The following is a 20833-nucleotide window of genomic DNA, read 5'->3' as shown; positions in this document are numbered from 1 at the left end:
GATAAGGTTTTATGCGATTGGCGCTTTTTCTCTTTATGCCCAGTGTTTCACACGCTGCTTTTAGACATGAGATGATGTGACGAACTGCTGTCTCAATACATTAGCGATAATTACGTCATGATTAAACGCTACTTGGAGATTGCAGAAGAGAAGTTCCCAGCTTACATCATAATGCTGTTAGAAGAAAAAACAAAAAAGACCAGTTCCAAATGGAACTGATCCTTATAGAAGCTTGGCGGCGTCCTACTCTCACAGGGGGAAACCCCCAACTACCATCGGCGCTGAAGAGCTTAACTTCCGTGTTCGGTATGGGAACGGGTGTGACCTCTTCGCTATCGCCACCAAACCTGATGGAGAGAATGTTCTCTCAAAACTAGATAACAATGTTCATGCTTCACATTAGAATATAGGTTAAGTCCTCGATCTATTAGTATCTGTCAGCTCCACGTGTCACCACGCTTCCACCTCAGACCTATCAACCTGATCATCTTTCAGGGATCTTACTTCCTTGCGGAATGGGAAATCTCATCTTGAGGGGGGCTTCATGCTTAGATGCTTTCAGCACTTATCCCGTCCGCACATAGCTACCCAGCGATGCCCTTGGCAGAACAACTGGTACACCAGCGGTGCGTCCATCCCGGTCCTCTCGTACTAAGGACAGCTCCTCTCAAATTTCCTGCGCCCGCGACGGATAGGGACCGAACTGTCTCACGACGTTCTGAACCCAGCTCGCGTACCGCTTTAATGGGCGAACAGCCCAACCCTTGGGACCGACTACAGCCCCAGGATGCGATGAGCCGACATCGAGGTGCCAAACCTCCCCGTCGATGTGGACTCTTGGGGGAGATAAGCCTGTTATCCCCGGGGTAGCTTTTATCCGTTGAGCGATGGCCCTTCCATGCGGAACCACCGGATCACTAAGCCCGACTTTCGTCCCTGCTCGACTTGTAGGTCTCGCAGTCAAGCTCCCTTGTGCCTTTACACTCTGCGAATGATTTCCAACCATTCTGAGGGAACCTTTGGGCGCCTCCGTTACATTTTAGGAGGCGACCGCCCCAGTCAAACTGCCCACCTGACACTGTCTCCCTGCCCGATAAGGGCAGCGGGTTAGAAGGTCAATACAGCCAGGGTAGTATCCCACCGATGCCTCCACCGAAGCTAGCGCTCCGGTTTCCAAGGCTCCTACCTATCCTGTACAAGCTGTACCAACATTCAATATCAGGCTGCAGTAAAGCTCCACGGGGTCTTTCCGTCCTGTCGCGGGTAACCTGCATCTTCACAGGTACTATAATTTCACCGAGTCTCTCGTTGAGACAGTGCCCAGATCGTTGCGCCTTTCGTGCGGGTCGGAACTTACCCGACAAGGAATTTCGCTACCTTAGGACCGTTATAGTTACGGCCGCCGTTTACTGGGGCTTCAATTCGCACCTTCGCTTACGCTAAGCGCTCCTCTTAACCTTCCAGCACCGGGCAGGCGTCAGCCCCTATACTTCGCCTTACGGCTTCGCAGAGACCTGTGTTTTTGCTAAACAGTCGCCTGGGCCTATTCACTGCGGCTTCTCGGGGCTTTAACACCCTAAGAAGCACCCCTTCTCCCGAAGTTACGGGGTCATTTTGCCGAGTTCCTTAACGAGAGTTCTCTCGATCACCTTAGGATTCTCTCCTCGCCTACCTGTGTCGGTTTGCGGTACGGGCACCTCTCACCTCGCTAGAGGCTTTTCTTGGCAGTGTGGAATCAGGAACTTCGCTACTAAATTTCGCTCGCCATCACAGCTCAGCCTTTACGGGAAACGGATTTGCCTATTTCCCAGCCTAACTGCTTGGACGCGGATATCCAATACCGCGCTTACCCTATCCTCCTGCGTCCCCCCATTGCTCAAATGGTGAGGAGGTGGTACAGGAATATCAACCTGTTGTCCATCGCCTACGCCTTTCGGCCTCGGCTTAGGTCCCGACTAACCCTGAGCGGACGAGCCTTCCTCAGGAAACCTTAGGCATTCGGTGGACGGGATTCTCACCCGTCTTTCGCTACTCATACCGGCATTCTCACTTCTAAGCGCTCCACCAGTCCTTCCGGTCTGGCTTCACAGCCCTTAGAACGCTCTCCTACCACTGTTCGTAAGAACAGTCCGCAGCTTCGGTGATACGTTTAGCCCCGGTACATTTTCGGCGCAGAGTCACTCGACCAGTGAGCTATTACGCACTCTTTAAATGGTGGCTGCTTCTAAGCCAACATCCTGGTTGTCTAAGCAACTCCACATCCTTTTCCACTTAACGTATACTTTGGGACCTTAGCTGGCGGTCTGGGCTGTTTCCCTTTCGACTACGGATCTTATCACTCGCAGTCTGACTCCCAAGGATAAGTCATCGGCATTCGGAGTTTGACTGAATTCGGTAACCCGGTAGGGGCCCCTAGTCCAATCAGTGCTCTACCTCCGAGACTCTTACCTTGAGGCTAGCCCTAAAGCTATTTCGGAGAGAACCAGCTATCTCCAGGTTCGATTGGCATTTCACCCCTACCCACACCTCATCCCCGCACTTTTCAACGTGCGTGGGTTCGGGCCTCCATTCAGTGTTACCTGAACTTCACCCTGGACATGGGTAGATCACCTGGTTTCGGGTCTACGACCACGTACTCATGCGCCCTATTCAGACTCGCTTTCGCTGCGGCTCCGCATCTTCTGCTTAACCTTGCACGGGATCGTAACTCGCCGGTTCATTCTACAAAAGGCACGCCATCACCCGTTAACGGGCTCTGACTACTTGTAGGCACACGGTTTCAGGATCTATTTCACTCCCCTTCCGGGGTGCTTTTCACCTTTCCCTCACGGTACTGGTTCACTATCGGTCACTAGGGAGTATTTAGCCTTGGGAGATGGTCCTCCCGGATTCCGACGGAATTTCACGTGTTCCGCCGTACTCAGGATCCACTCTGGAGAGAATGACATTTCAGTTACAGGGCTGTTACCTTCTTTGGCGGGCCTTTCCAGACCTCTTCGCTTATATCATTCCTTTGTAACTCCGTATAGAGTGTCCTACAACCCCAAGAGGCAAGCCTCTTGGTTTGGGCTGTTCCCGTTTCGCTCGCCGCTACTCAGGGAATCGCATTTGCTTTCTCTTCCTCCGGGTACTTAGATGTTTCAGTTCCCCGGGTATGCCTTCTCATACTCTATGTATTCAAGTATGGATACTACTCCATTACGAGCAGTGGGTTTCCCCATTCGGAAATCTCCGGATCAAAGCTTGCTTACAGCTCCCCGAAGCATATCGGTGTTCGTCCCGTCCTTCATCGGCTCCTAGTGCCAAGGCATCCACCGTGCGCCCTTTCTAACTTAACCATTTCTTACTTTAGAAAGAATCACTATGTGTGATGAACTTTGCATTGCATTCAATGTGAATGTATTACTTATTGTTATCTAGTTTTCAAAGAACAATCCTGTCTCGCTAGAGACATGTTTTGAAGGAATGATCCTTCAAAACTAAACAAGACGAAAACGTACGCTGCTCCATATATCCTTAGAAAGGAGGTGATCCAGCCGCACCTTCCGATACGGCTACCTTGTTACGACTTCACCCCAATCATCTGCCCCACCTTCGGCGGCTGGCTCCATAAAGGTTACCTCACCGACTTCGGGTGTTGCAAACTCTCGTGGTGTGACGGGCGGTGTGTACAAGGCCCGGGAACGTATTCACCGCGGCATGCTGATCCGCGATTACTAGCGATTCCAGCTTCACGCAGTCGAGTTGCAGACTGCGATCCGAACTGAGAACAGATTTATGGGATTGGCTAAACCTTGCGGTCTTGCAGCCCTTTGTTCTGTCCATTGTAGCACGTGTGTAGCCCAGGTCATAAGGGGCATGATGATTTGACGTCATCCCCACCTTCCTCCGGTTTGTCACCGGCAGTCACCTTAGAGTGCCCAACTGAATGCTGGCAACTAAGATCAAGGGTTGCGCTCGTTGCGGGACTTAACCCAACATCTCACGACACGAGCTGACGACAACCATGCACCACCTGTCACTCTGTCCCCGAAGGGAAAGCCCTATCTCTAGGGTTGTCAGAGGATGTCAAGACCTGGTAAGGTTCTTCGCGTTGCTTCGAATTAAACCACATGCTCCACCGCTTGTGCGGGCCCCCGTCAATTCCTTTGAGTTTCAGTCTTGCGACCGTACTCCCCAGGCGGAGTGCTTAATGCGTTAGCTGCAGCACTAAGGGGCGGAAACCCCCTAACACTTAGCACTCATCGTTTACGGCGTGGACTACCAGGGTATCTAATCCTGTTCGCTCCCCACGCTTTCGCTCCTCAGCGTCAGTTACAGACCAGAGAGTCGCCTTCGCCACTGGTGTTCCTCCACATCTCTACGCATTTCACCGCTACACGTGGAATTCCACTCTCCTCTTCTGCACTCAAGTTTCCCAGTTTCCAATGACCCTCCCCGGTTGAGCCGGGGGCTTTCACATCAGACTTAAGAAACCGCCTGCGAGCCCTTTACGCCCAATAATTCCGGACAACGCTTGCCACCTACGTATTACCGCGGCTGCTGGCACGTAGTTAGCCGTGGCTTTCTGGTTAGGTACCGTCAAGGTGCGAGCAGTTACTCTCGCACTTGTTCTTCCCTAACAACAGAGCTTTACGATCCGAAAACCTTCATCACTCACGCGGCGTTGCTCCGTCAGACTTTCGTCCATTGCGGAAGATTCCCTACTGCTGCCTCCCGTAGGAGTCTGGGCCGTGTCTCAGTCCCAGTGTGGCCGATCACCCTCTCAGGTCGGCTACGCATCGTCGCCTTGGTGAGCCATTACCCCACCAACTAGCTAATGCGCCGCGGGTCCATCTGTAAGTGACAGCCGAAACCGTCTTTCATCCTTGAACCATGCGGTTCAAGGAACTATCCGGTATTAGCTCCGGTTTCCCGGAGTTATCCCAGTCTTACAGGCAGGTTACCCACGTGTTACTCACCCGTCCGCCGCTAACATCCGGGAGCAAGCTCCCTTCTGTCCGCTCGACTTGCATGTATTAGGCACGCCGCCAGCGTTCGTCCTGAGCCAGGATCAAACTCTCCGAGGTATGCAGGATGCATATCACACATGCGTTGCTACACGATGTAGCGAACTTAGCATGTGATCATTTCCTGCCTCGCCAGTTTGACTGACTACCTATGAAGTATCATAGGATTTTTTTATAAAAACTCGAATTAACAGGTACGTTTTGTCTTGTTTAGTTTTCAAAGATCATCTTCGCCGTCTCTCAGAGGCGACTTTATTAATATAACATTCTATCAAGATGAAGTCAACAACTTTTTTCTTGAATGTTATTTCTCAACCGCGCTGTTTCAGCGGCGAATACAAATATAACACCTTTTAAAAGAAGAAACAAGTATTTTTTCTAAATAATTTATTTTTCCTGATCTCTTCCTATATATTCGTACAAAAAGGGCTTAACTCCGTAATTCACTATTGTTGATCCTGTAGGTCTTTAGTATATTTATAATAGATTGAAACTAAATAACCGCAGGGGGAGCTTTGTGCTGAGAGTGAACAATTCGTTGTTCTGACCCTTTGAACCTGTCAGTTAATACTGAAGTAGGAATGTGGAATCACTTGCATACATGCATTGTATTCAAGCCGATATGTTTTTCTATGAATCACATACTCATCCTGACATGGTCTCTCCTTGCACAATTCGTGAAAAGGGGATTTTTTTATGCAGCAATCAAATCAATTAGTACGACTGATGGAGATCGCCATCATGACTTCTCTTGCACTTGTTTTAGATTATTTATCGGGTCTCTTTTTAAGAATGCCGAACGGCGGGTCAATTGCACTGATCATGATTCCTGTCATTCTCATGTCCATTAGATGGGGCGTGTCTGCTGGATTTATCATCGGTGTGTTAATCGCAGGACTGCAGCTGATGAACAATCCTATTATCGCAACACCTGTACAAGGATTTCTCGATTACTTTGTCGCATCTGTTGTGATTTGTTTAAGCGGGCTATTCTCAGTATCAATCAAAAAAGCCATTCAGGATAAAAAGCGAAAGAAACAATTCTTCTATATTATCCTAGCTGTATTTGTCGCCAGTTTCTTCAGACTGCTGACGTTCTTTATTTCAGGCGTTGTTTTCTTTTCTCATTATGCACCAAAAGGAACGCCGGGATGGGTGTATTCATTAGTTTATAACAGCACATATATGGTTCCTTCATTCATCATTTGTAGTATTGTTCTTTGTTTACTCATCCCTAGTGCGTCTCGTTTGGTTTTTCCTCGACAAAAATAACCCGGCTGCTTCAGCGGGTTATTTTTATATGCATAATTTGAAGCTCTATTGAATCTATTAATAGTAGAAGATTTCATGCTGGAGGTACGACAATGAATCCTTACTCCATTATGCTGTGCTGTTACATTCTCAGTCTCGCCTACTTTTTGGCAAGTTTCTATGAGGCACTAAAAATAGCAGGTGTGAAAGGAAAAGTAGAGGCTTCTCCTTTTATATCTTATATTTTGCTCGCCACACTTTTTACTTTTTTCTCTCATTATTACTGGAAGCTGACGATATAATCTGTTGAACATGAGCACTTAGTACAGACAGCTCCCATCCATACCCTATTTCCTCATGTTTCTCACCAGCCAGCTCGAACTGGCTGGTGACGGCAAAACTAGGTTGAAGCTTTTGATAAAATTGCTTCGCTGAATTTTGCTCAAATACCCAGAGCAGCATATTCTGAAAGCCTTTCTCTATTAAATAATCCACGCCTTTTGCAATCAAAGCCATACCCGCTCCTGATTTCTGCTTTTTCTGCAACAAATAGATGGCATAAAGCTCACCATCATATATTGGATATCTCTCATCACGCTGTTTTCCGAAGGAAGCAAAACCAAATACTCCGTCAGTATCCTCTGCGACAAATGTGCCTTCAAGTGATCTGCTTCTCCAGCTCTCTTCCCGCTCCTCTACATTTAAAGCCTCTAAATACTCTTGTGAAATGATGCCGTGATAAGTCGTTTGCCAGCTCTCCACATGAATTTGCGCGATTTTAGGAATATCGTTATGTACTGCATGTCTAACCTTCATCTGCACACCCCTTCTAACCATTTTCTACTCTATGTTTCATATAATAAGTTTCTATTTTATAAAATTCAATCTTTAATGGATATCCGTTGACATTTTGTCAACACCCCTATATATTGGGTACGACTTCTTCTATTGAAGAGTTGAACTTTATAAAAAGGGTGAAGAAAGAGATGGAATTTAAAACAACTGAGCTTCGGCAGTTCTTAAAAGAACAACTGCAAATACGTTCTCTTTCATTAAGAGAACTTAGTACGCAAACAGAAATTGATAAAGCCACACTTTCTAGAATCATGAATGGAAAAAGAAAACCAACTTTGAACCATTTACAACGGCTTTCAGATGCTCTACACATTTCTTTAGATCATCTATTGGTCACGGCTGGGTTTTCAATTAAAAACGAGAAAGTTCACGGTGATACGTTCATTCAAGCAGTAGAAGAGATTGAGCGAACGCTGAAAGATCATAATGTCTATGACGGGACGTTCAGCGAGAATGAATTGAAACAGAAGTTAAATGAATATGAGACCTATAGTCAATCAGACGATGGAAAAGAAACAATCTCAGCAAAGTTTGAAAAAAAGATGGACACGATAAACGGCGTTGGGCCATTTCTTGATCAATTGAAAAGCATGTACAGCTCATTCATGAGCGGACGGGGTACTTCTCGCGAATTGATGTTGATGGGAGGCGCATTACTTTACTTCATTATGCCCGTTGATTTAATACCAGATTATATTTTTCCGATCGGCTATATTGATGACGCTGCTGCGGTGCAGGTCGTATTAAACCAGCTGACAAATAGGTCATAGCAGGTGGCAGAGACATGAAAAAACAGAACAGCATTGACTTAGTCCTATTATTCACTGTCATTTGCTTCTTTGTGATCAGCCTGCTGGCTGTGTATAGCGGATCGGGACAGTATGAAACGCAAGATATGTTTTATTTCGTCAAAAGACAAGTTTTCTGGTATATCGTCGGTTTTGGCCTCATGGCGGCAGTTGCTTACTTTGATTATGAACTGCTTGAGCGTTTATCTTTTCGATTATTTGCAGGTGGTCTCTTCCTCATCATTCTCGTACATTTTTTTGGAACGAATCAAAATGGCTCCCAGAGATGGATCAGTTTGGGGCCCATGAAAGTACAGCCATCAGAATTTATGAAAATTTTTGTCATTCTTCTGTTAGCGGCTATTTTAAATCGATACAAACATCAGCGTTTTACATTTAAAGAAAGCATGGTTCCCACAATAAAAATCGTATGCTGGACCGCTGTTCCTTTTTTCCTGATTTTAATTCAACCAGATTTAGGAACGGCACTTGTGATCTTGTCTATTGCTTTTACACTGATGCTTGTGTCAGGAATTTCAAGTAAGATGATTGCTGCATTCATCGCTTCTTTTCTCGCGCTTCTTGCATTTTTGACTTACTTGCACAACGAACATTTTGAGCACTTTACAAAAGTGATTAAACCTCATCAGCTTGATCGCATTTATGGATGGCTCTCTCCTGATGAATTTGATTCGACATATGGATATCAACTGAAACAAGCGATGCTTGGCATTGGGTCAGGACAATTATCAGGCAGCGGGTATACAAAAGGAAATCAAGTACAAGGGGGAAATATCCCTGAAGCCCATACAGATTTTATATTTGCAGTTATTGGTGAAGAGTTTGGTTTTATCGGTGCCTCGCTATTGATCTGTTTATATCTTATGATGGTCTATCGAATAATTCATGTGGCTATGCATGCGAATACCCTTTATGGGCTTTATATATGTGCTGGCGTGGTTGGGCTGATCGTCTTTCAAGTCTTCCAAAACGTCGGGATGACAGTAGGCCTAATGCCCGTGACTGGTCTTGCCCTTCCATTTATCAGCTATGGGGGCAGTGCGCTTTTAACCAATATGATGGCCGTTGGCCTTGTGTTTAGTGTCAATCTGAGGTCCTCATCCTACATGTTTGGACGAAGCTGGGATTGAAGGTGATGTCATTGATTCTTTCTCACCTAAAAAAAATCGACCTCATGCTTGCTGGGACGATTGTTTGTCTTTGTTTATTTGGATTACTTATGGTGTACAGTGCGAGTTATCCGTTGGGCGAAATAAAATATGGACAGGGCAGCTACTTCTTCATGAAACAATGGCAATGGCTTTTGATTGGGTTCTTCTTTTTCATCGCTGCGGCTCTGGTTCCATATCAAGCTTACCGTAAATGGATTCGGTGGCTTGTTATGCTGTCATTGTTATGTCTCTTCCTTGTCCTGCTTCCAGGAATCGGAGTTGTCAAAAACAATTCACAGCGGTGGATTCAATTTGGTTCTCTGATCATCCAGCCCTCTGAGGCTGTGAAATTAGTGATGATCATCTACTTCGCCTATATATATGCAAGGAAACAAGCTTACATCACATCATTTAAAAAAGGAGTACTGCCTCCACTTATTCTTTTAAGTCTAGCTTTTTTATTGATTTTAAAACAGCCTGATTTAGGCACGGCAGTTTCTATTTTATTGAGCTGCGGTATCGTGTTATTGTGCGCTGGGCTTAAAACACGCCATCTCGTTCTATTAGGTTCGACGGCTGCGGCAGGAATCACTTTTTTTGCTGTGACAGCTCCTTATCGTTTAAAGCGGCTCACTTCTTTTCGTGATCCTTTCCTGTATGAGGATGGAGATGGTTATCAGCTGATCCATTCCTATCTCGCCATGGATTCAGGAGGACTGACCGGGAATGGTTTAGGCGGAAGCATTCAAAAACTAGGGTTTCTTCCTGAAGCCCATACAGATTTTATTATGGCCATCATCAGTGAAGAGCTAGGAATCATGGGGCTGTTGTTTGTGATGGGTGCCTACATTCTCATCATGTATCGCGCTGTTCGAATCGTACAAGCTTTACAAGATCCATTTGGAAAGCTATTAACGATCGGGCTTACTTTTCAAATCATGATCCAAGCAGTCTTTAATCTAGGAGCTGTCTTCGGGCTTCTCCCCATTACAGGCATACCTCTTCCCTTTATTAGCTACGGCGGGTCTTCATTGGTGTTCATGATGATATCAGCAGGCATTCTTGTGAATCTTTCTTCATCTATCAAAAGACACCGGCATATGCCCCAAATAAAATAGACACCTTCTATCAGAAGGTGTCTTTTGATTTTATTCTTCTATTTGATGATCAGCGATTTCTTTTTTTCTTGGCTGTTTGATTTCATTGGTCAGTTCTTGGATGCTCTGTTTCACATTGCCTTTGCCAGAGAAATTCTCAATAATTTCTTTGACATCAATCCCGGAGGAAGCTTTCAGACTTTCTTGAAGACTGGACATAAGGTTTGTCGCATAGCCGGTCACTTTATTGGCACCGCTGCCTTCGCCGTTACCTCCCGTATCCACAACAGTAATTTTATCAATGTTAGAAAGTGGTGCAGATACTTGCTTCGCATATTCAGGTAACATTTTCACAATCATATCAAGAATCGCTGCCTGACCATACTGTTCGAATGCTTCCGCAATTTTCTCTTTTGCTTCCGCTTCCGCAAGTCCTTTAAGTCTAATGACTTCTGCTTCTGTTTCCCCTTTTGCACGATCAGCTTCCGCTTTGGCAAGTCCATCAATACGGACTTTCTCAGCTTCTGCTTTTGCCATTGCTTCAATGCTGTATTTCTTCGCATCTGCTTCAGCGAGGCGTTTCGCTTTTTCCGCCGCAGCCGACTGCTCAACAGCATAACGGTCCGCATCCGCTTTCTTTTTCACTTCAGAATCGTATTGACGTTCACGACGCTGAATCTCTTTTTCTTCTAATTCAATTTGTTTCTGACGCTCAATGATTTTGACTTGCATTTCTTGTTCAGTTACGTGCTGGCGGTTACGAGCTGTTTCTAGATCGTACGCTTGGTCAGCACTTGCTTTCGCTGTATCCTGTTCACGTCTGAATTCTGCTCTTTTCAGCTCATTAATCTTTTCTGCTTCAGCGATTTCAGTAGCACGCTCAAGCTCAGATTTCTTCGCATCTTTGTCTGCTTCGGCACGTTTGATACGTGTTTCTTTATCTGCTTCAGCTGTTGCAATATCTGCATCACGTTTTACTTGGGCAATTCTTGGTTTACCTAGCGATTCTAAATAGCCATTTTTATCACGAACATCTTTAATCGTAAATGATACAATGACAAGACCCATTTTCGCTAAATCTTGAGAAGCGACACGTTGTACTTCTTGAGAAAATTTCTCTCTGTTTTTATAAATCTCTTCAACTGTCATTGATCCTAAGATTGAACGAAGGTGGCCTTCTAATACTTCTCTCGCTTCGTTTTCGCGGTCTTCTTTTGTTTTCCCTAAAAATTGCTCTGCAGCAGTCGCGATTTCTTCAATCGATCCGCCAATTTTAATGATGGCCGTTCCATCCGCCATGACTGGTACACCTTGTTCGGTATAAACTTCAGGCGTTGAAACATCTAGCTTGCTAGATAGTAAGCTGAGCGGCTCTGCTTGTTGAAAGACTGGAAGTACAAAGGTACCGCCGCCTCTCACAATCTTAATCTTGTTTCCACCTTCATCCACGTGGACATTTTTACTTCCTAGGTAACTTCCTGTGACGATTAACGCTTCATCTGGACCTGCTGTCCGGTATTTAGAAACAAATACACCAATAAGTGCAATAAGAATCACAAGCACAATTCCAATGATCACTAAAATCGTTGTTCCTGGCATAGCATTCCCTCCTAGATTTCTTCATTTGGTATAACAGATAAGACGCCTTTATTCACTTCGACAACTAGCACACGGGTTCCATATGGAATCTCCTCTTGGTCGAAACTGACAGCTGGCTTTGAGATTTTCCCGCTATTACTGATTAACAGCACTTCTCCAAACCCGTCTTTTGGAACAGATACAATGATCTCCCCAGTTCTTCCTTTTAAATCGGCCTCCGTATAAGAGAGAGATTCTTCAGCAGAGGAAAGCGGGACTAGTACAAATACATTCAAACAAGTCACAAGGATCACTGCGAGGATGGCAGATAATACTGCGCCAAGTCCACTTCCTACAATTGCTATTTTTTCAGAGATAAACCCTCCAGCCGAGAAAAAGGTAAGAAATGCGAGGATCAATGTTGGTTGAAGGAATGGAACAGGGATCGCTTCAAACAATCCATCAAATACATCGCCGAAAAAGACGAAAACAAGTGTCAGGATTCCTGATATCATTAATATGTATAAATACAGCGTCTGAAGAGGCAGCCCGAACACATCCATCTTCCTCACCCTTTCTTCATGAAATGAACAGCTTTTGTTTCATTTAGACCACACTCACCTCCAATGTATTCCTTCTAACAGGTAATACGAACCACTTTTGTAAAGGTTTCATATTTCATCACAATTCTTCAAAGGGATTTTCGGATAGTTCAAGAATGATTGTCATGTACCATTATGTTAAAATTTGATCTTGAGGTGATGAAGAAAATGAGTTTATTACATGATGCAAGACAAGAATTGTGGCACGAGCTGCAAGGTTTGAGTGAAGAACAATTGAATCAAAAATTATCTGATGATACTTGGAGTATTCAAGAAGTAACAGATCATTTAAAGAAAATGGACCTAGTTGCAGCCAAACATCTAGCTGCTGAGGGAAAAAAAGCGCCGATCAAAGAATATGAACCAAAGCCAGTGGAAATGGCAGAGGATCGTTCAAAAAAAGCCACTGCGCCTAGTATTGTTGCGCCTGAGCGCAAGCATGTGACACCTACACATTTAAAGGATGAGCTTGATACAGCACGTGAGAAGCTCAATCAAATTTTATCAACATTTACTGAGGAAGATTTCAAACGCGTCATTGCACACCCTGTGTTTGAAGAGCTTTCCCTCAAGCAATATCTTGATTTTATTGGCGCACACGAAAAACGCCATATTCATCAAATCAAAGAAATTAAAGAGCAACTATAGACATAAAAAAGACTCCCTTATGGGAGCCTTTTTTCATTATTATACCGTTTTAGGTGTTAACTCAAAGCAGCGAGCATAAATCCAGTTGTACGCTTTTTCGTTTAAATCTCTTGGGTTTCCAACTGTTTGCGGATCTTTCATCGCTTCTTTAGATAAACGATCAATCATATCTTTTGATACACCTTGTTCTTCTAATGAAGGAACTTCTAAATCTTCTACTAAATCATACATCCAATTCACAGCTGCTTTGGCTGCTTCCTCTGTTGACATTCTGCTTGTATCAATACCAAACGCTTGCGCAATTCGAGCGAATTTTTCCGGATACCCTTTCCAGTTATACTCCATCACTGGTCCCATCATCGCTGCAACACACTGACCGTGCGCTACAGGAATAATGCCTCCGAGTGTTTGACTCATCGCATGTGCAGCTCCTGCTGATTCGCTTCCATAAGAAAGCCCGGCAAGCATCGCAGCTTGTGCCATTCCATATCTGGCTTCTAAGTCCTCGCCATCGGCAAAGGCACGGCGAATATAATGAGCAGCATATTCAATCGCCATGAGCGCTACCGCATCTGTAATAGGCTGAGCAAATTTCATCGTATAGCATTCAATAGCGTGAGCAAGTGCGTCGATTCCAGTCATTGCTGTCACATGAGGCGGCATGGATACATGAAGCTCTGGGTCAATCACTGTAAGATGAGCTGCAATGAGAGGTCCACCAGTATTGAATTTGAATTCTCTTTCTTCATCAGTAATGACCGCCCACTGCGTTACCTCAGAACCCGTACCAGCTGTTGTCGGAATAGTAGTTAAAGGCGGGATTCTATTTTCAAGCGGTTTTTTCCCCTCTGCCGCTTCGTAATCAAGGACTGAGCCTTCATGAGTTGCCTCTACTCCGATTGCCTTTGCTGTATCCATTGAACTACCGCCGCCTACTGCGACTAATCCATTACAACCTTCTTTTTCATATAAAGCAGATCCTTCGTTCACTAGACGGACTGGCGGATTTGGCTCTACTTTATTAAATAGAACGACATCGATTTGCGCTTCTTTTAATGAAGCAATTACTGGGTCCACCACGCCGGCTTGATAAATACCAGGATCTGTTACAAGCAATACCTTTGAAACGCCGTATGCTTTCACTTCTTCCCCAACATGTTTCACTGCACCAATGCCGTGTTTGATGACAGTTGGAATTTCAAATGTATGGAATTTCTGCATGCTTTCAATTTTCATATTTAGTGTCATATAGAATCTCCTCCAAATGCGTAATTTTTATTTAAACCAATGAACTGCTTCAGGTTTTGTATTTCGATATAAATGCTTCAGCTCGGTATATTCTTCAAGTCCCGTGCGTCCTAATTCGCGCCCAATGCCTGATTGCTTGTAGCCACCCCAAGGCGCTTGAGCGAAATAAGGATGGAAGTCATTGATCCAAACCGTGCCCAATCTTAATTGTCGAGCCACTCTTTCGGCCTTGCTGATATCAGAAGACCACACAGCTCCTGCTAAACCATAAATCGTATCATTTGCGAGCTTGATGACTTCTTCCTCTGTACGGAAGGATTCGACTGTCAGGACGGGTCCAAAGACTTCTTCCTGTACAATCCGCATATCTGACGTGCAGCCTGAGAAAATGGTCGGCAAGTAGAAGAACCCATTTTGCAGCTCCTCTGCGTCAGGTCTTTTTCCGCCTGTCTCTAACTTAGCGCCTTCTTCTAAACCGATGCTGACGTATTTTTCTACTTTTTCTCGATGCTCAGCTGAGATAAGCGGCCCGCTCTGGGTGTCTTCATCAAAGCCGTTGCCTAGCTTGATTTTTTTCGTACGCTTCACCAGTTCTTCTAAAAATTCATCATGAATAGATTCTTCCACCAGCAAACGTGAACCTGCTGAACACACTTGCCCTGCATGGAAAAACACAGCATTCATCGCCTGGTCAACCGCTACGTCTAAATCAGCATCTTGAAACACAATATTCGGATTCTTTCCGCCAAGCTCAAGGGCTATTTTTTTCACATTCCCGCTGGCTCCCTGCATAATTTTCTTACCTGTTTCAATACCGCCTGTAAATGAAATCAGATCTACTTGATCATTCACAGCAAGCTCATCTCCAACCGTTGCCCCAGGTCCAAGCACTAGGTTTGCAACACCTGCTGGAACGCCCGCTTCTTCCATGAGTTTAAATACTTTTATTGTGGTGAGTGGTGTGATTTCACTTGGCTTTAGAACGATTGTATTTCCCGCCGCAAGAGCAGGAGCGATTTTCCAGCTTGCTTGAAGCAATGGATAGTTCCAAGGAGTGATTTGTCCGCATACACCGACAGGCTCTCTGACTAATTCACTTTTCGAGTTTGGAATTGGTGATGCAATGATTTCCCCGCCATCTTTATCAGCCAGACCTGCGTAATATTGGAACACGTTCGCAATATCGTCCATATCTGCTTTGCTTTCCTCTAATGTTTTGCCTGTATCAAGCGATTCCAATTTGGCTAGTTCATCAAGATCACGTCTAATCAATTCAGCTATCTTAAACACAATATTTCCTCTTTCAAGTCCAGGCATGTTTGCCCAGTCCCCTTGATCAAAGGCTTTTCTTGCTGCTTTAATGGCTAGCTGCGCGTCATTTCTAGATCCTTCGCTGACTGTCGCGATCACTTCTTGATTGAACGGATTGATGATATCCCGTGTGTCGGTACTTTTAGCGCCAACCCATTGTCCGTCTATAAATAGTGTTTGACTCATAGAAGGAACCTCCTCTGATTCTTTTCGGTAAGTTTGTTAAATAAAAATTTAACGTTTTGAACATAATTAACTTAACATGTTCAAATTTTTCTGTCAAAGGGAGATATGCTTCATTTATTTTGACATTTTGTATTCTTCCGTTAACATATAGTCCATAAAGATTTTTTTGAACGGATTGAATTCTCTTAATAGAAAGCAGGGACAAGATGAAAAAGCAGGAACAGCCGCAAGCAGAAGATCGTATTTTAGCTGCTAAAGATCTAGTCATTGATTCCATAGCTGAAACGATGGATCTCTATGGCATTACACGAAGTGCAGGTATTCTATATGGGACGATGTATTTAAATGAGGAAATGACACTGGATGAAATGCGTGAAGAGCTGCAAATGAGTAAGCCGAGTATGAGTACGGGTGTGAAAAAGCTGCAAGACATGAATATTGTCAAAAAGACGTTTCACCGGGGCCGAAGAAAACACAGCTTTGTTGCGGAAAAAGACTTTTTTAAGTTTTTCACGAACTTCTTTCCGCAAAAATGGGAACGTGAGGTCGAGGTCAATTTAGCGGCAATTGAAGAAGCACAAGAGCGGCTTCAAGAGGTAGCGCATGATGATCAGCTGGAGGAGCATGTAAGAGAGGAAGCGCAGCAGCTAATTGAGCAGCTTGAAAGCTCAAAAGCCTATTATGACTGGCTGAGACGACTAGCCCATTCTGTTCATTCTGGTGAAATTTTTGACTATATTCCGATTGAACAGAAAGAAAAATAGACGATGTGTTTACGTTTTACAGCTTGAATTTCACAGGAGGATTGATTATAATAAATTATGTCGTCATACCTCGGGGCATTAGCTCAGCTGGGAGAGCGCTACGCTGGCAGCGTAGAGGTCAGCGGTTCGATCCCGCTATGCTCCATACGAAAAACCATTCTTGAGAAATCAAGGATGGTTTTTTTATGTACATATCTCTTACAATTCTGTTTGTTCTTTGTTTTTTCTTAATAACTTTATGATGTGGTATGTAATCACAGAAAGATAAGTTAGGATGAGAATGATTGTGTAGGACACAGGGAAATCGCTCGTCATTCCGTGATAAATGAAATAGATGAGCAGCACTGAAAGCATGATGATCTGGAACAGTTCTTTTTTCATTTTTCTCTCCTCTCATGATAGTGATTTGGTTGATTATATCACACATGATGTCATTTTTTGTTAGCTATCAGCAAGGAAGCATTTCCTCACTTGCTGATAGCTCTTTTTATAGATCATTATTTCTTCTGTAATTGTTCGATTTTGTTTTTTGTCTTCGGTCCGTAAATTCCGTCTGCTGTTAATCCATTCATGAGCTGGAACCGCTTGACCGCATTTGCCGTTTTCGGTCCATAATAGCCGTCAATCCCGTTGTTTTTTGCCCCTTTGTCTGGGTAAAAATAGAGGGAAGATAAGGCTTTTTGCACGGCTGTGACTTGAGGGCCTTTTGTTAAGGGCTTGGTGACTTTTAAAATGCCAGATGGCAGATTTGACGATTTCTGTTTGGAAACGGGTGTTTTGTGGCTCAAGCTTTCTGCTTGAACTGGTTTTCTTGTACTTTTGCTGCCGGTATGCGCTGTGGCTATGCCAGCTTTAAACTGATCCCACCGTCCGAGAAGTTTCCTTGGGCACTCTTTCCCGCTCCAATGTTTATGAGGCACTACATTTGATAAAGGAATTCCGAAATCTCCTATCAGCTTGCGAATGAGCCATTGGGCATTTTCGACTGCTTGTTCAAAGTTACCGTCTGCATTTTCACAAATTTCAATACCAATTGATTTCATATTGCCAGTGCCTCTGCCATCCCCTGCGTGCCAGCCGTTTTCGTTTAACGGTAAATGCTGATAAATCACCTGATCATCAACGGTGTAATGCCAGCTGACCCCGGTACTCGAACGTGCAACAAACGCTGCATGACTGGCCGCATTGGCACCTTTTGCACTGTTTGACGTATTATGCACCGTAATATAGAGCGGCTTCATCGTGTTTCCTGGTCTGTTGCGATGTTGTTTTGGGATGAATGCTTGAATGATTTTCACCATGTTGTTTCTCCTTCAAGTATTATTTTGTTAGCCCTCTTTGTTTCAGAGCATCTTTTTGTAATTGACCTTTGTAGGTGACATAATTGTTTTTAAACCAAGCTATTACCGCTGTAACCATAGTGAAAATTGTAGAACCTGCCACATATAGCGCCTCACCTGCGGTTTGTACTTGCTCCTCACTAATCGGCAGCACCGTCTGTCCAAACATGACAAGCGTTTGATTGATCAAAGCAATAAAAAGAAGCACTGTGCGAATCACAGTGCCTTTGTCGAATGTTTTCATGATATTTACCTCCTATTTTAAATTCCGTTCAATTTTGTCGAGCTTGTCGATCACGACGTCATACTTTTCACTAAACTTTGCTAACACATCATTTTGCGCCTCGATTTGTGCATTGAGTTTGTTTTCTCGTTCTTTTGTTGTGTTGAGAACATAAAACAGAATCCAGCAAAAGAGAACAGCAAATGGGCCTTGTGTCATTAAGTTTTGAATGACATCTACTTCCATTGGAATCACCTTCTTTCCGGCAAAAAAATAAAGCCATTAGGCTTCGTATATTTCTCCAGTTATATCTTGATAGTCGTCTGCCGAGATCCATATTAACAACACAAAAAAACTTTAGTAGTTTCATCATATGATGACTACCATAGTGGAATTTCCTCGTTAATTTCAATACGGGTTACCTTTGAAGGATCGTTTGCAATTAATCCATCAAATTTTAGACTACCCTCTTTAGATAAAGACATCCTTGCAAATCCGTATGAACCAACCGTCGCACAAGTGAAAACGCTTAAAGAGGAAGGTTTATACGTTAAACGTGCAATTTCTGTTTCACTAGCCGAAACTATTTCAAATGATCCTCTCAAATATAAAATATTTTGTCTGACAGAATATTCCAATGGGTTGACTGAATATTGGTTTATATTACTATTGAGATTTACATTATACCAAGCAGCATTTAAATCTGAAGACGTGAGCTGCCTTTCCCATTCAGTCCATGTATAGTCAGTCTTCCTAATTCTATAAAAAGAGTTCAGACCATTGACTGCATCATATATAGTTTGTAATAGGGTATTCCCATAACTTATCACGATCATAAATGCCCTTTTGATCTCTTTTGGACCATTTAAACCAGCATTATAAATGAGATACATTCCTGTTTCTGTCATCTCGTTATAATCGGTGGTTTCACTTACCCCTTTATAAATAGGCCTACCATTGTTTTGAGTCAATTTATACAGCTGCCCATTGTTCCATTTATCTTTTTCAGCTGCTGTCGGAATCTGAGTCCAAGTGATAGATAGATGGCTAGAATTATAGTAGAAGTAATATGCATTGCCTGATGTATCTATCGCAAAACCTGTTCCAATGTTATTCTGCCCCACTGTCTGTATCCCTCTAATGGCAAATTGTGAAGGGCTATCCTCTATTCCACTGGGCGCATAAAATGTACATGTCCCTTTGTCTTTAATTGAGTCAAAGATTTTTGAGCCGACAGGAATATTTAATAGTTGTACTCCATTATCTCCTGTAATTTTATACAGCTGCGACTCATTCCATTTCTTTTTTTCTAGTTCTGAAGAGTGCTGTCTCGAATCATTGATATGATTAGTTAATTGTTCTGATATACCAGTGTCGTTATGAATTAGTATTTTCAACATATCGTTGAATAGATCAGCATGAGCTTTGTCACTCGTTTCAAAAGAACGAGGAGTTTTTATATCCAATGTGTTCTCTCCTTTCTACAATTTTTATATCAAGTTTTGAACGACTTCTACTTCCAATTTGCTCACCCACTTTCTTTTCAAATATCCTTATCTTAGCTGTGACAAGGTAACATAAGCTCTATTTACCGTAATGGTTCTCCCAGTGTTTTTGGGTGTAATATAAAATGTTAATTTATCTCCTGCTTTAAACTTTTGTTGAAGGTACAATACACATATACTTGATGAGATAACAGGATTCCAATTACCTAATCGTTGAAATTCTGTACCATTCACATAACATGATAAAATGCTATCTGATCCAACAGGAATGTTATTGCTATTAAGATAAAGCCTAATTAAATACAGACCATTGTTTTTCAGTGTAATTTCAGCGCGCGAACGATTATACTCTCCTAGGTCGTCTGATCTTGTATCACCAAAATTCAGTTTTGTTGGAACGTTTTCAACGGCTGATACAGAAGAATTATCGAGATCATACGTATCAACAAAAGAAGTATTATCCATATCCTCATTTGTTAAAACACGTTTCCAGCCTTGCCACCCCAAATTTAAATCAAGATAGTTTGTATACATGTAATTGTTATAATCTATTGCTATGACCCATCCAAATGTCCCTTTTCCATTACTATCTTGAGAAGTAAAATGATACATTCCACGACACGATCTTGTTGTTGGGCTGTTTAATACTTTACCTGTGGCATAAAATGTACCATGCTTCGGGCCTAAAGAAACAACCTTTTCAAGTAAATCTTCACCATCAGAAACAGATAGAATCACCCCTCCATTATCTGAGGTAATCTTAGATAATTGTCCATCATTCCATTTGTTTCTTTCAGCATTTGATGGGAGCTTTGTCCAGTTAATAGCAGTATGTGCAGCATTATAGTAAAAACTATAAGCATTACCAGCAATATCTACAGCAAAGCCAGTACCAATGTTATCTTCACCTACTGTCTGTAATCCTCTCAATGATATATTTACTGGGGAATCTTCGACTCCAGAAGCTGCATAAAAAGTACACGTTCCTTTCCCTTTTATCGCATCAAAAATCCTAGCATCTGCTGGCACATTAATTAACTGACTTCCATTATCTGCTGTAATTTTATAGCTCTGAGAATCGTTCCATTTTTTCTTTTCCGCTTCAGATGCATGTGGTTTTATATCTTTCATATGTTGATTGATTGCCTCTAATAGACCCACATCATTGTCAAGAAAGGCCTCAACCATGTCATTAAATAGATCAGCATGGGCTTTATCAGTTGTTTTAAAAGTGCGTGGTGTCTTAATCTCCATGA

The 20833-nt window shown here is 43.2% G+C and carries 17 protein-coding genes, 1 tRNA gene, 3 rRNA genes and 1 riboswitch; of the genes, 7 read left to right on the top strand and 14 right to left on the bottom strand.

What is annotated here, in order from left to right:
• Nucleotides 1–230: 230 nt before the first annotated feature.
• From rrf to MHI60_RS12290, 3 genes are all read right to left on the bottom strand, one after another.
• Nucleotides 231–346: ribosomal RNA gene (gene rrf / locus MHI60_RS12300) — 5S ribosomal RNA — on the bottom strand.
• A 61-nt stretch (nt 347–407) separates the two neighbouring features.
• Nucleotides 408–3338, bottom strand: a 23S ribosomal RNA gene (locus MHI60_RS12295).
• A gap of 182 nt (nt 3339–3520) precedes the next feature.
• A 16S ribosomal RNA gene (locus MHI60_RS12290) occupies nt 3521–5069 on the bottom strand.
• Together the 16S, 23S and 5S rRNA genes form the textbook arrangement of a ribosomal RNA operon.
• A gap of 436 nt (nt 5070–5505) precedes the next feature.
• A riboswitch (TPP riboswitch) is annotated at nt 5506–5608 on the top strand.
• Nucleotides 5609–5705: 97 nt separating this feature from the next.
• Here MHI60_RS12290 and thiT point away from each other — a divergent pair.
• Nucleotides 5706–6281: an energy-coupled thiamine transporter ThiT gene (gene thiT, locus MHI60_RS12285; RefSeq protein WP_095409393.1), complete on the top strand. Its 576-nt coding sequence runs from the start codon at nt 5706–5708 to the stop codon at nt 6279–6281.
• A 240-nt stretch (nt 6282–6521) separates the two neighbouring features.
• Here the strand turns inward: thiT and MHI60_RS12280 are convergent, their stop codons facing one another.
• On the bottom strand, nt 6522–7076 hold the full coding sequence (locus MHI60_RS12280; RefSeq protein WP_095409394.1) for a GNAT family N-acetyltransferase: 555 nt from the start codon (nt 7074–7076) through the stop codon (nt 6522–6524).
• 170 nt (nt 7077–7246) lie between these two features.
• Here MHI60_RS12280 and MHI60_RS12275 point away from each other — a divergent pair, with 170 nt between their 5' ends.
• From MHI60_RS12275 to ftsW, 3 genes are read left to right on the top strand one after another with little or no spacing between them, the layout of a single operon-like run.
• Nucleotides 7247–7885 carry a DUF1232 domain-containing protein gene (locus tag MHI60_RS12275; RefSeq protein ID WP_111292998.1) on the top strand — a complete coding sequence of 213 codons (639 nt, stop codon included), beginning with the start codon at nt 7247–7249 and terminating at the stop codon, nt 7883–7885.
• Between the two features lie 14 nt (nt 7886–7899).
• On the top strand, nt 7900–9054 hold the full coding sequence (gene rodA / locus MHI60_RS12270) for a rod shape-determining protein RodA (protein ID WP_111292999.1): 1155 nt from the start codon (nt 7900–7902) through the stop codon (nt 9052–9054).
• A complete protein-coding gene (ftsW, locus tag MHI60_RS12265) occupies nt 9051–10193 on the top strand; it encodes a putative lipid II flippase FtsW (RefSeq protein WP_186318694.1) in 1143 nt (380 codons plus the stop codon). Before rodA ends, ftsW begins: the two co-directional genes overlap by 4 nt.
• Before the next feature lie 30 nt (nt 10194–10223).
• Here the strand turns inward: ftsW and MHI60_RS12260 are convergent, their stop codons facing one another.
• Both MHI60_RS12260 and MHI60_RS12255 read right to left on the bottom strand, forming a co-directional pair.
• Nucleotides 10224–11771, bottom strand: a complete 1548-nt coding sequence (locus tag MHI60_RS12260) for a flotillin family protein (RefSeq protein WP_144483307.1) — start codon at nt 11769–11771, stop codon at nt 10224–10226.
• A gap of 11 nt (nt 11772–11782) precedes the next feature.
• The gene (locus tag MHI60_RS12255; protein WP_144483310.1) at nt 11783–12313 is read right to left on the bottom strand and encodes a hypothetical protein; all 531 of its coding nucleotides are present in this window, start codon (nt 12311–12313) and stop codon (nt 11783–11785) included.
• Nucleotides 12314–12520: 207 nt separating this feature from the next.
• On the opposite strand from MHI60_RS12255, the gene MHI60_RS12250 reads away from it, so the two are divergent.
• Nucleotides 12521–13000: a DinB family protein gene (locus MHI60_RS12250; RefSeq protein ID WP_186318693.1), complete on the top strand. Its 480-nt coding sequence runs from the start codon at nt 12521–12523 to the stop codon at nt 12998–13000.
• A 39-nt stretch (nt 13001–13039) separates the two neighbouring features.
• Here MHI60_RS12250 and MHI60_RS12245 read toward each other — a convergent pair whose 3' ends face one another.
• Nucleotides 13040–14248, bottom strand: a complete 1209-nt coding sequence (locus MHI60_RS12245; RefSeq protein WP_144472330.1) for an iron-containing alcohol dehydrogenase — start codon at nt 14246–14248, stop codon at nt 13040–13042.
• Between the two features lie 27 nt (nt 14249–14275).
• Entirely contained in the window at nt 14276–15745 is a 1470-nt protein-coding gene (gene betB / locus MHI60_RS12240; RefSeq protein ID WP_095409401.1) for a betaine-aldehyde dehydrogenase, read from the bottom strand.
• A gap of 206 nt (nt 15746–15951) precedes the next feature.
• Here betB and MHI60_RS12235 point away from each other — a divergent pair, with 206 nt between their 5' ends.
• Complete coding sequence (locus tag MHI60_RS12235) at nt 15952–16509, top strand: GbsR/MarR family transcriptional regulator (RefSeq protein WP_048237231.1); 558 nt, start codon at nt 15952–15954, stop codon at nt 16507–16509.
• A gap of 72 nt (nt 16510–16581) precedes the next feature.
• Nucleotides 16582–16654 (top strand) — tRNA-Ala (locus MHI60_RS12230).
• 53 nt (nt 16655–16707) lie between these two features.
• Here MHI60_RS12230 and MHI60_RS12225 read toward each other — a convergent pair.
• From MHI60_RS12225 to MHI60_RS12200, 6 genes are all read right to left on the bottom strand, one after another.
• Nucleotides 16708–16890: a hypothetical protein gene (locus MHI60_RS12225; RefSeq protein ID WP_095409403.1), complete on the bottom strand. Its 183-nt coding sequence runs from the start codon at nt 16888–16890 to the stop codon at nt 16708–16710.
• Nucleotides 16891–17006: 116 nt separating this feature from the next.
• A complete protein-coding gene (locus MHI60_RS12220; RefSeq protein ID WP_144472327.1) occupies nt 17007–17810 on the bottom strand; it encodes an N-acetylmuramoyl-L-alanine amidase in 804 nt (267 codons plus the stop codon).
• A gap of 19 nt (nt 17811–17829) precedes the next feature.
• A complete protein-coding gene (locus tag MHI60_RS12215; RefSeq protein ID WP_019743388.1) occupies nt 17830–18093 on the bottom strand; it encodes a phage holin in 264 nt (87 codons plus the stop codon).
• Nucleotides 18094–18105: 12 nt separating this feature from the next.
• The gene (locus MHI60_RS12210) at nt 18106–18318 is read right to left on the bottom strand and encodes a BhlA/UviB family holin-like peptide (RefSeq protein WP_039180953.1); all 213 of its coding nucleotides are present in this window, start codon (nt 18316–18318) and stop codon (nt 18106–18108) included.
• A gap of 134 nt (nt 18319–18452) precedes the next feature.
• Complete coding sequence (locus tag MHI60_RS12205) at nt 18453–19538, bottom strand: pyocin knob domain-containing protein (RefSeq protein ID WP_144483313.1); 1086 nt, start codon at nt 19536–19538, stop codon at nt 18453–18455.
• An 87-nt stretch (nt 19539–19625) separates the two neighbouring features.
• A complete protein-coding gene (locus MHI60_RS12200) occupies nt 19626–20831 on the bottom strand; it encodes a hypothetical protein (RefSeq protein ID WP_095409407.1) in 1206 nt (401 codons plus the stop codon).
• Nucleotides 20832–20833: the final 2 nt, after the last annotated feature.

Source organism: Bacillus sp. FSL K6-3200 (assembly GCF_038630485.1).
In the GTDB taxonomy this organism is placed as follows: Bacteria; Bacillota; Bacilli; order Bacillales; family Bacillaceae; genus Bacillus; species Bacillus safensis.
Note: the sequence above shows the minus strand (reverse complement) of the source record. Positions and strands in the feature narration are given on the sequence as shown.

Coding starts and splice junctions, on each gene's coding strand:
- MHI60_RS12255 (WP_144483310.1), bottom strand. CDS start 12,313: ATGGATGTGTTCGGGCTGCCTCTTCAGACGCTGTATTTATACATATTA.
- MHI60_RS12200 (WP_095409407.1), bottom strand. CDS start 20,831: ATGGAGATTAAGACACCACGCACTTTTAAAACAACTGATAAAGCCCAT.
- MHI60_RS12220 (WP_144472327.1), bottom strand. CDS start 17,810: ATGGTGAAAATCATTCAAGCATTCATCCCAAAACAACATCGCAACAGA.
- thiT (WP_095409393.1), top strand. CDS start 5,706: ATGCAGCAATCAAATCAATTAGTACGACTGATGGAGATCGCCATCATG.
- MHI60_RS12275 (WP_111292998.1), top strand. CDS start 7,247: ATGGAATTTAAAACAACTGAGCTTCGGCAGTTCTTAAAAGAACAACTG.
- MHI60_RS12225 (WP_095409403.1), bottom strand. CDS start 16,890: ATGAAAAAAGAACTGTTCCAGATCATCATGCTTTCAGTGCTGCTCATC.
- MHI60_RS12260 (WP_144483307.1), bottom strand. CDS start 11,771: ATGCCAGGAACAACGATTTTAGTGATCATTGGAATTGTGCTTGTGATT.
- MHI60_RS12280 (WP_095409394.1), bottom strand. CDS start 7,076: ATGAAGGTTAGACATGCAGTACATAACGATATTCCTAAAATCGCGCAA.
- MHI60_RS12210 (WP_039180953.1), bottom strand. CDS start 18,318: ATGGAAGTAGATGTCATTCAAAACTTAATGACACAAGGCCCATTTGCT.
- MHI60_RS12215 (WP_019743388.1), bottom strand. CDS start 18,093: ATGAAAACATTCGACAAAGGCACTGTGATTCGCACAGTGCTTCTTTTT.
- rodA (WP_111292999.1), top strand. CDS start 7,900: ATGAAAAAACAGAACAGCATTGACTTAGTCCTATTATTCACTGTCATT.
- MHI60_RS12245 (WP_144472330.1), bottom strand. CDS start 14,248: ATGACACTAAATATGAAAATTGAAAGCATGCAGAAATTCCATACATTT.
- betB (WP_095409401.1), bottom strand. CDS start 15,745: ATGAGTCAAACACTATTTATAGACGGACAATGGGTTGGCGCTAAAAGT.
- MHI60_RS12250 (WP_186318693.1), top strand. CDS start 12,521: ATGAGTTTATTACATGATGCAAGACAAGAATTGTGGCACGAGCTGCAA.
- MHI60_RS12235 (WP_048237231.1), top strand. CDS start 15,952: ATGAAAAAGCAGGAACAGCCGCAAGCAGAAGATCGTATTTTAGCTGCT.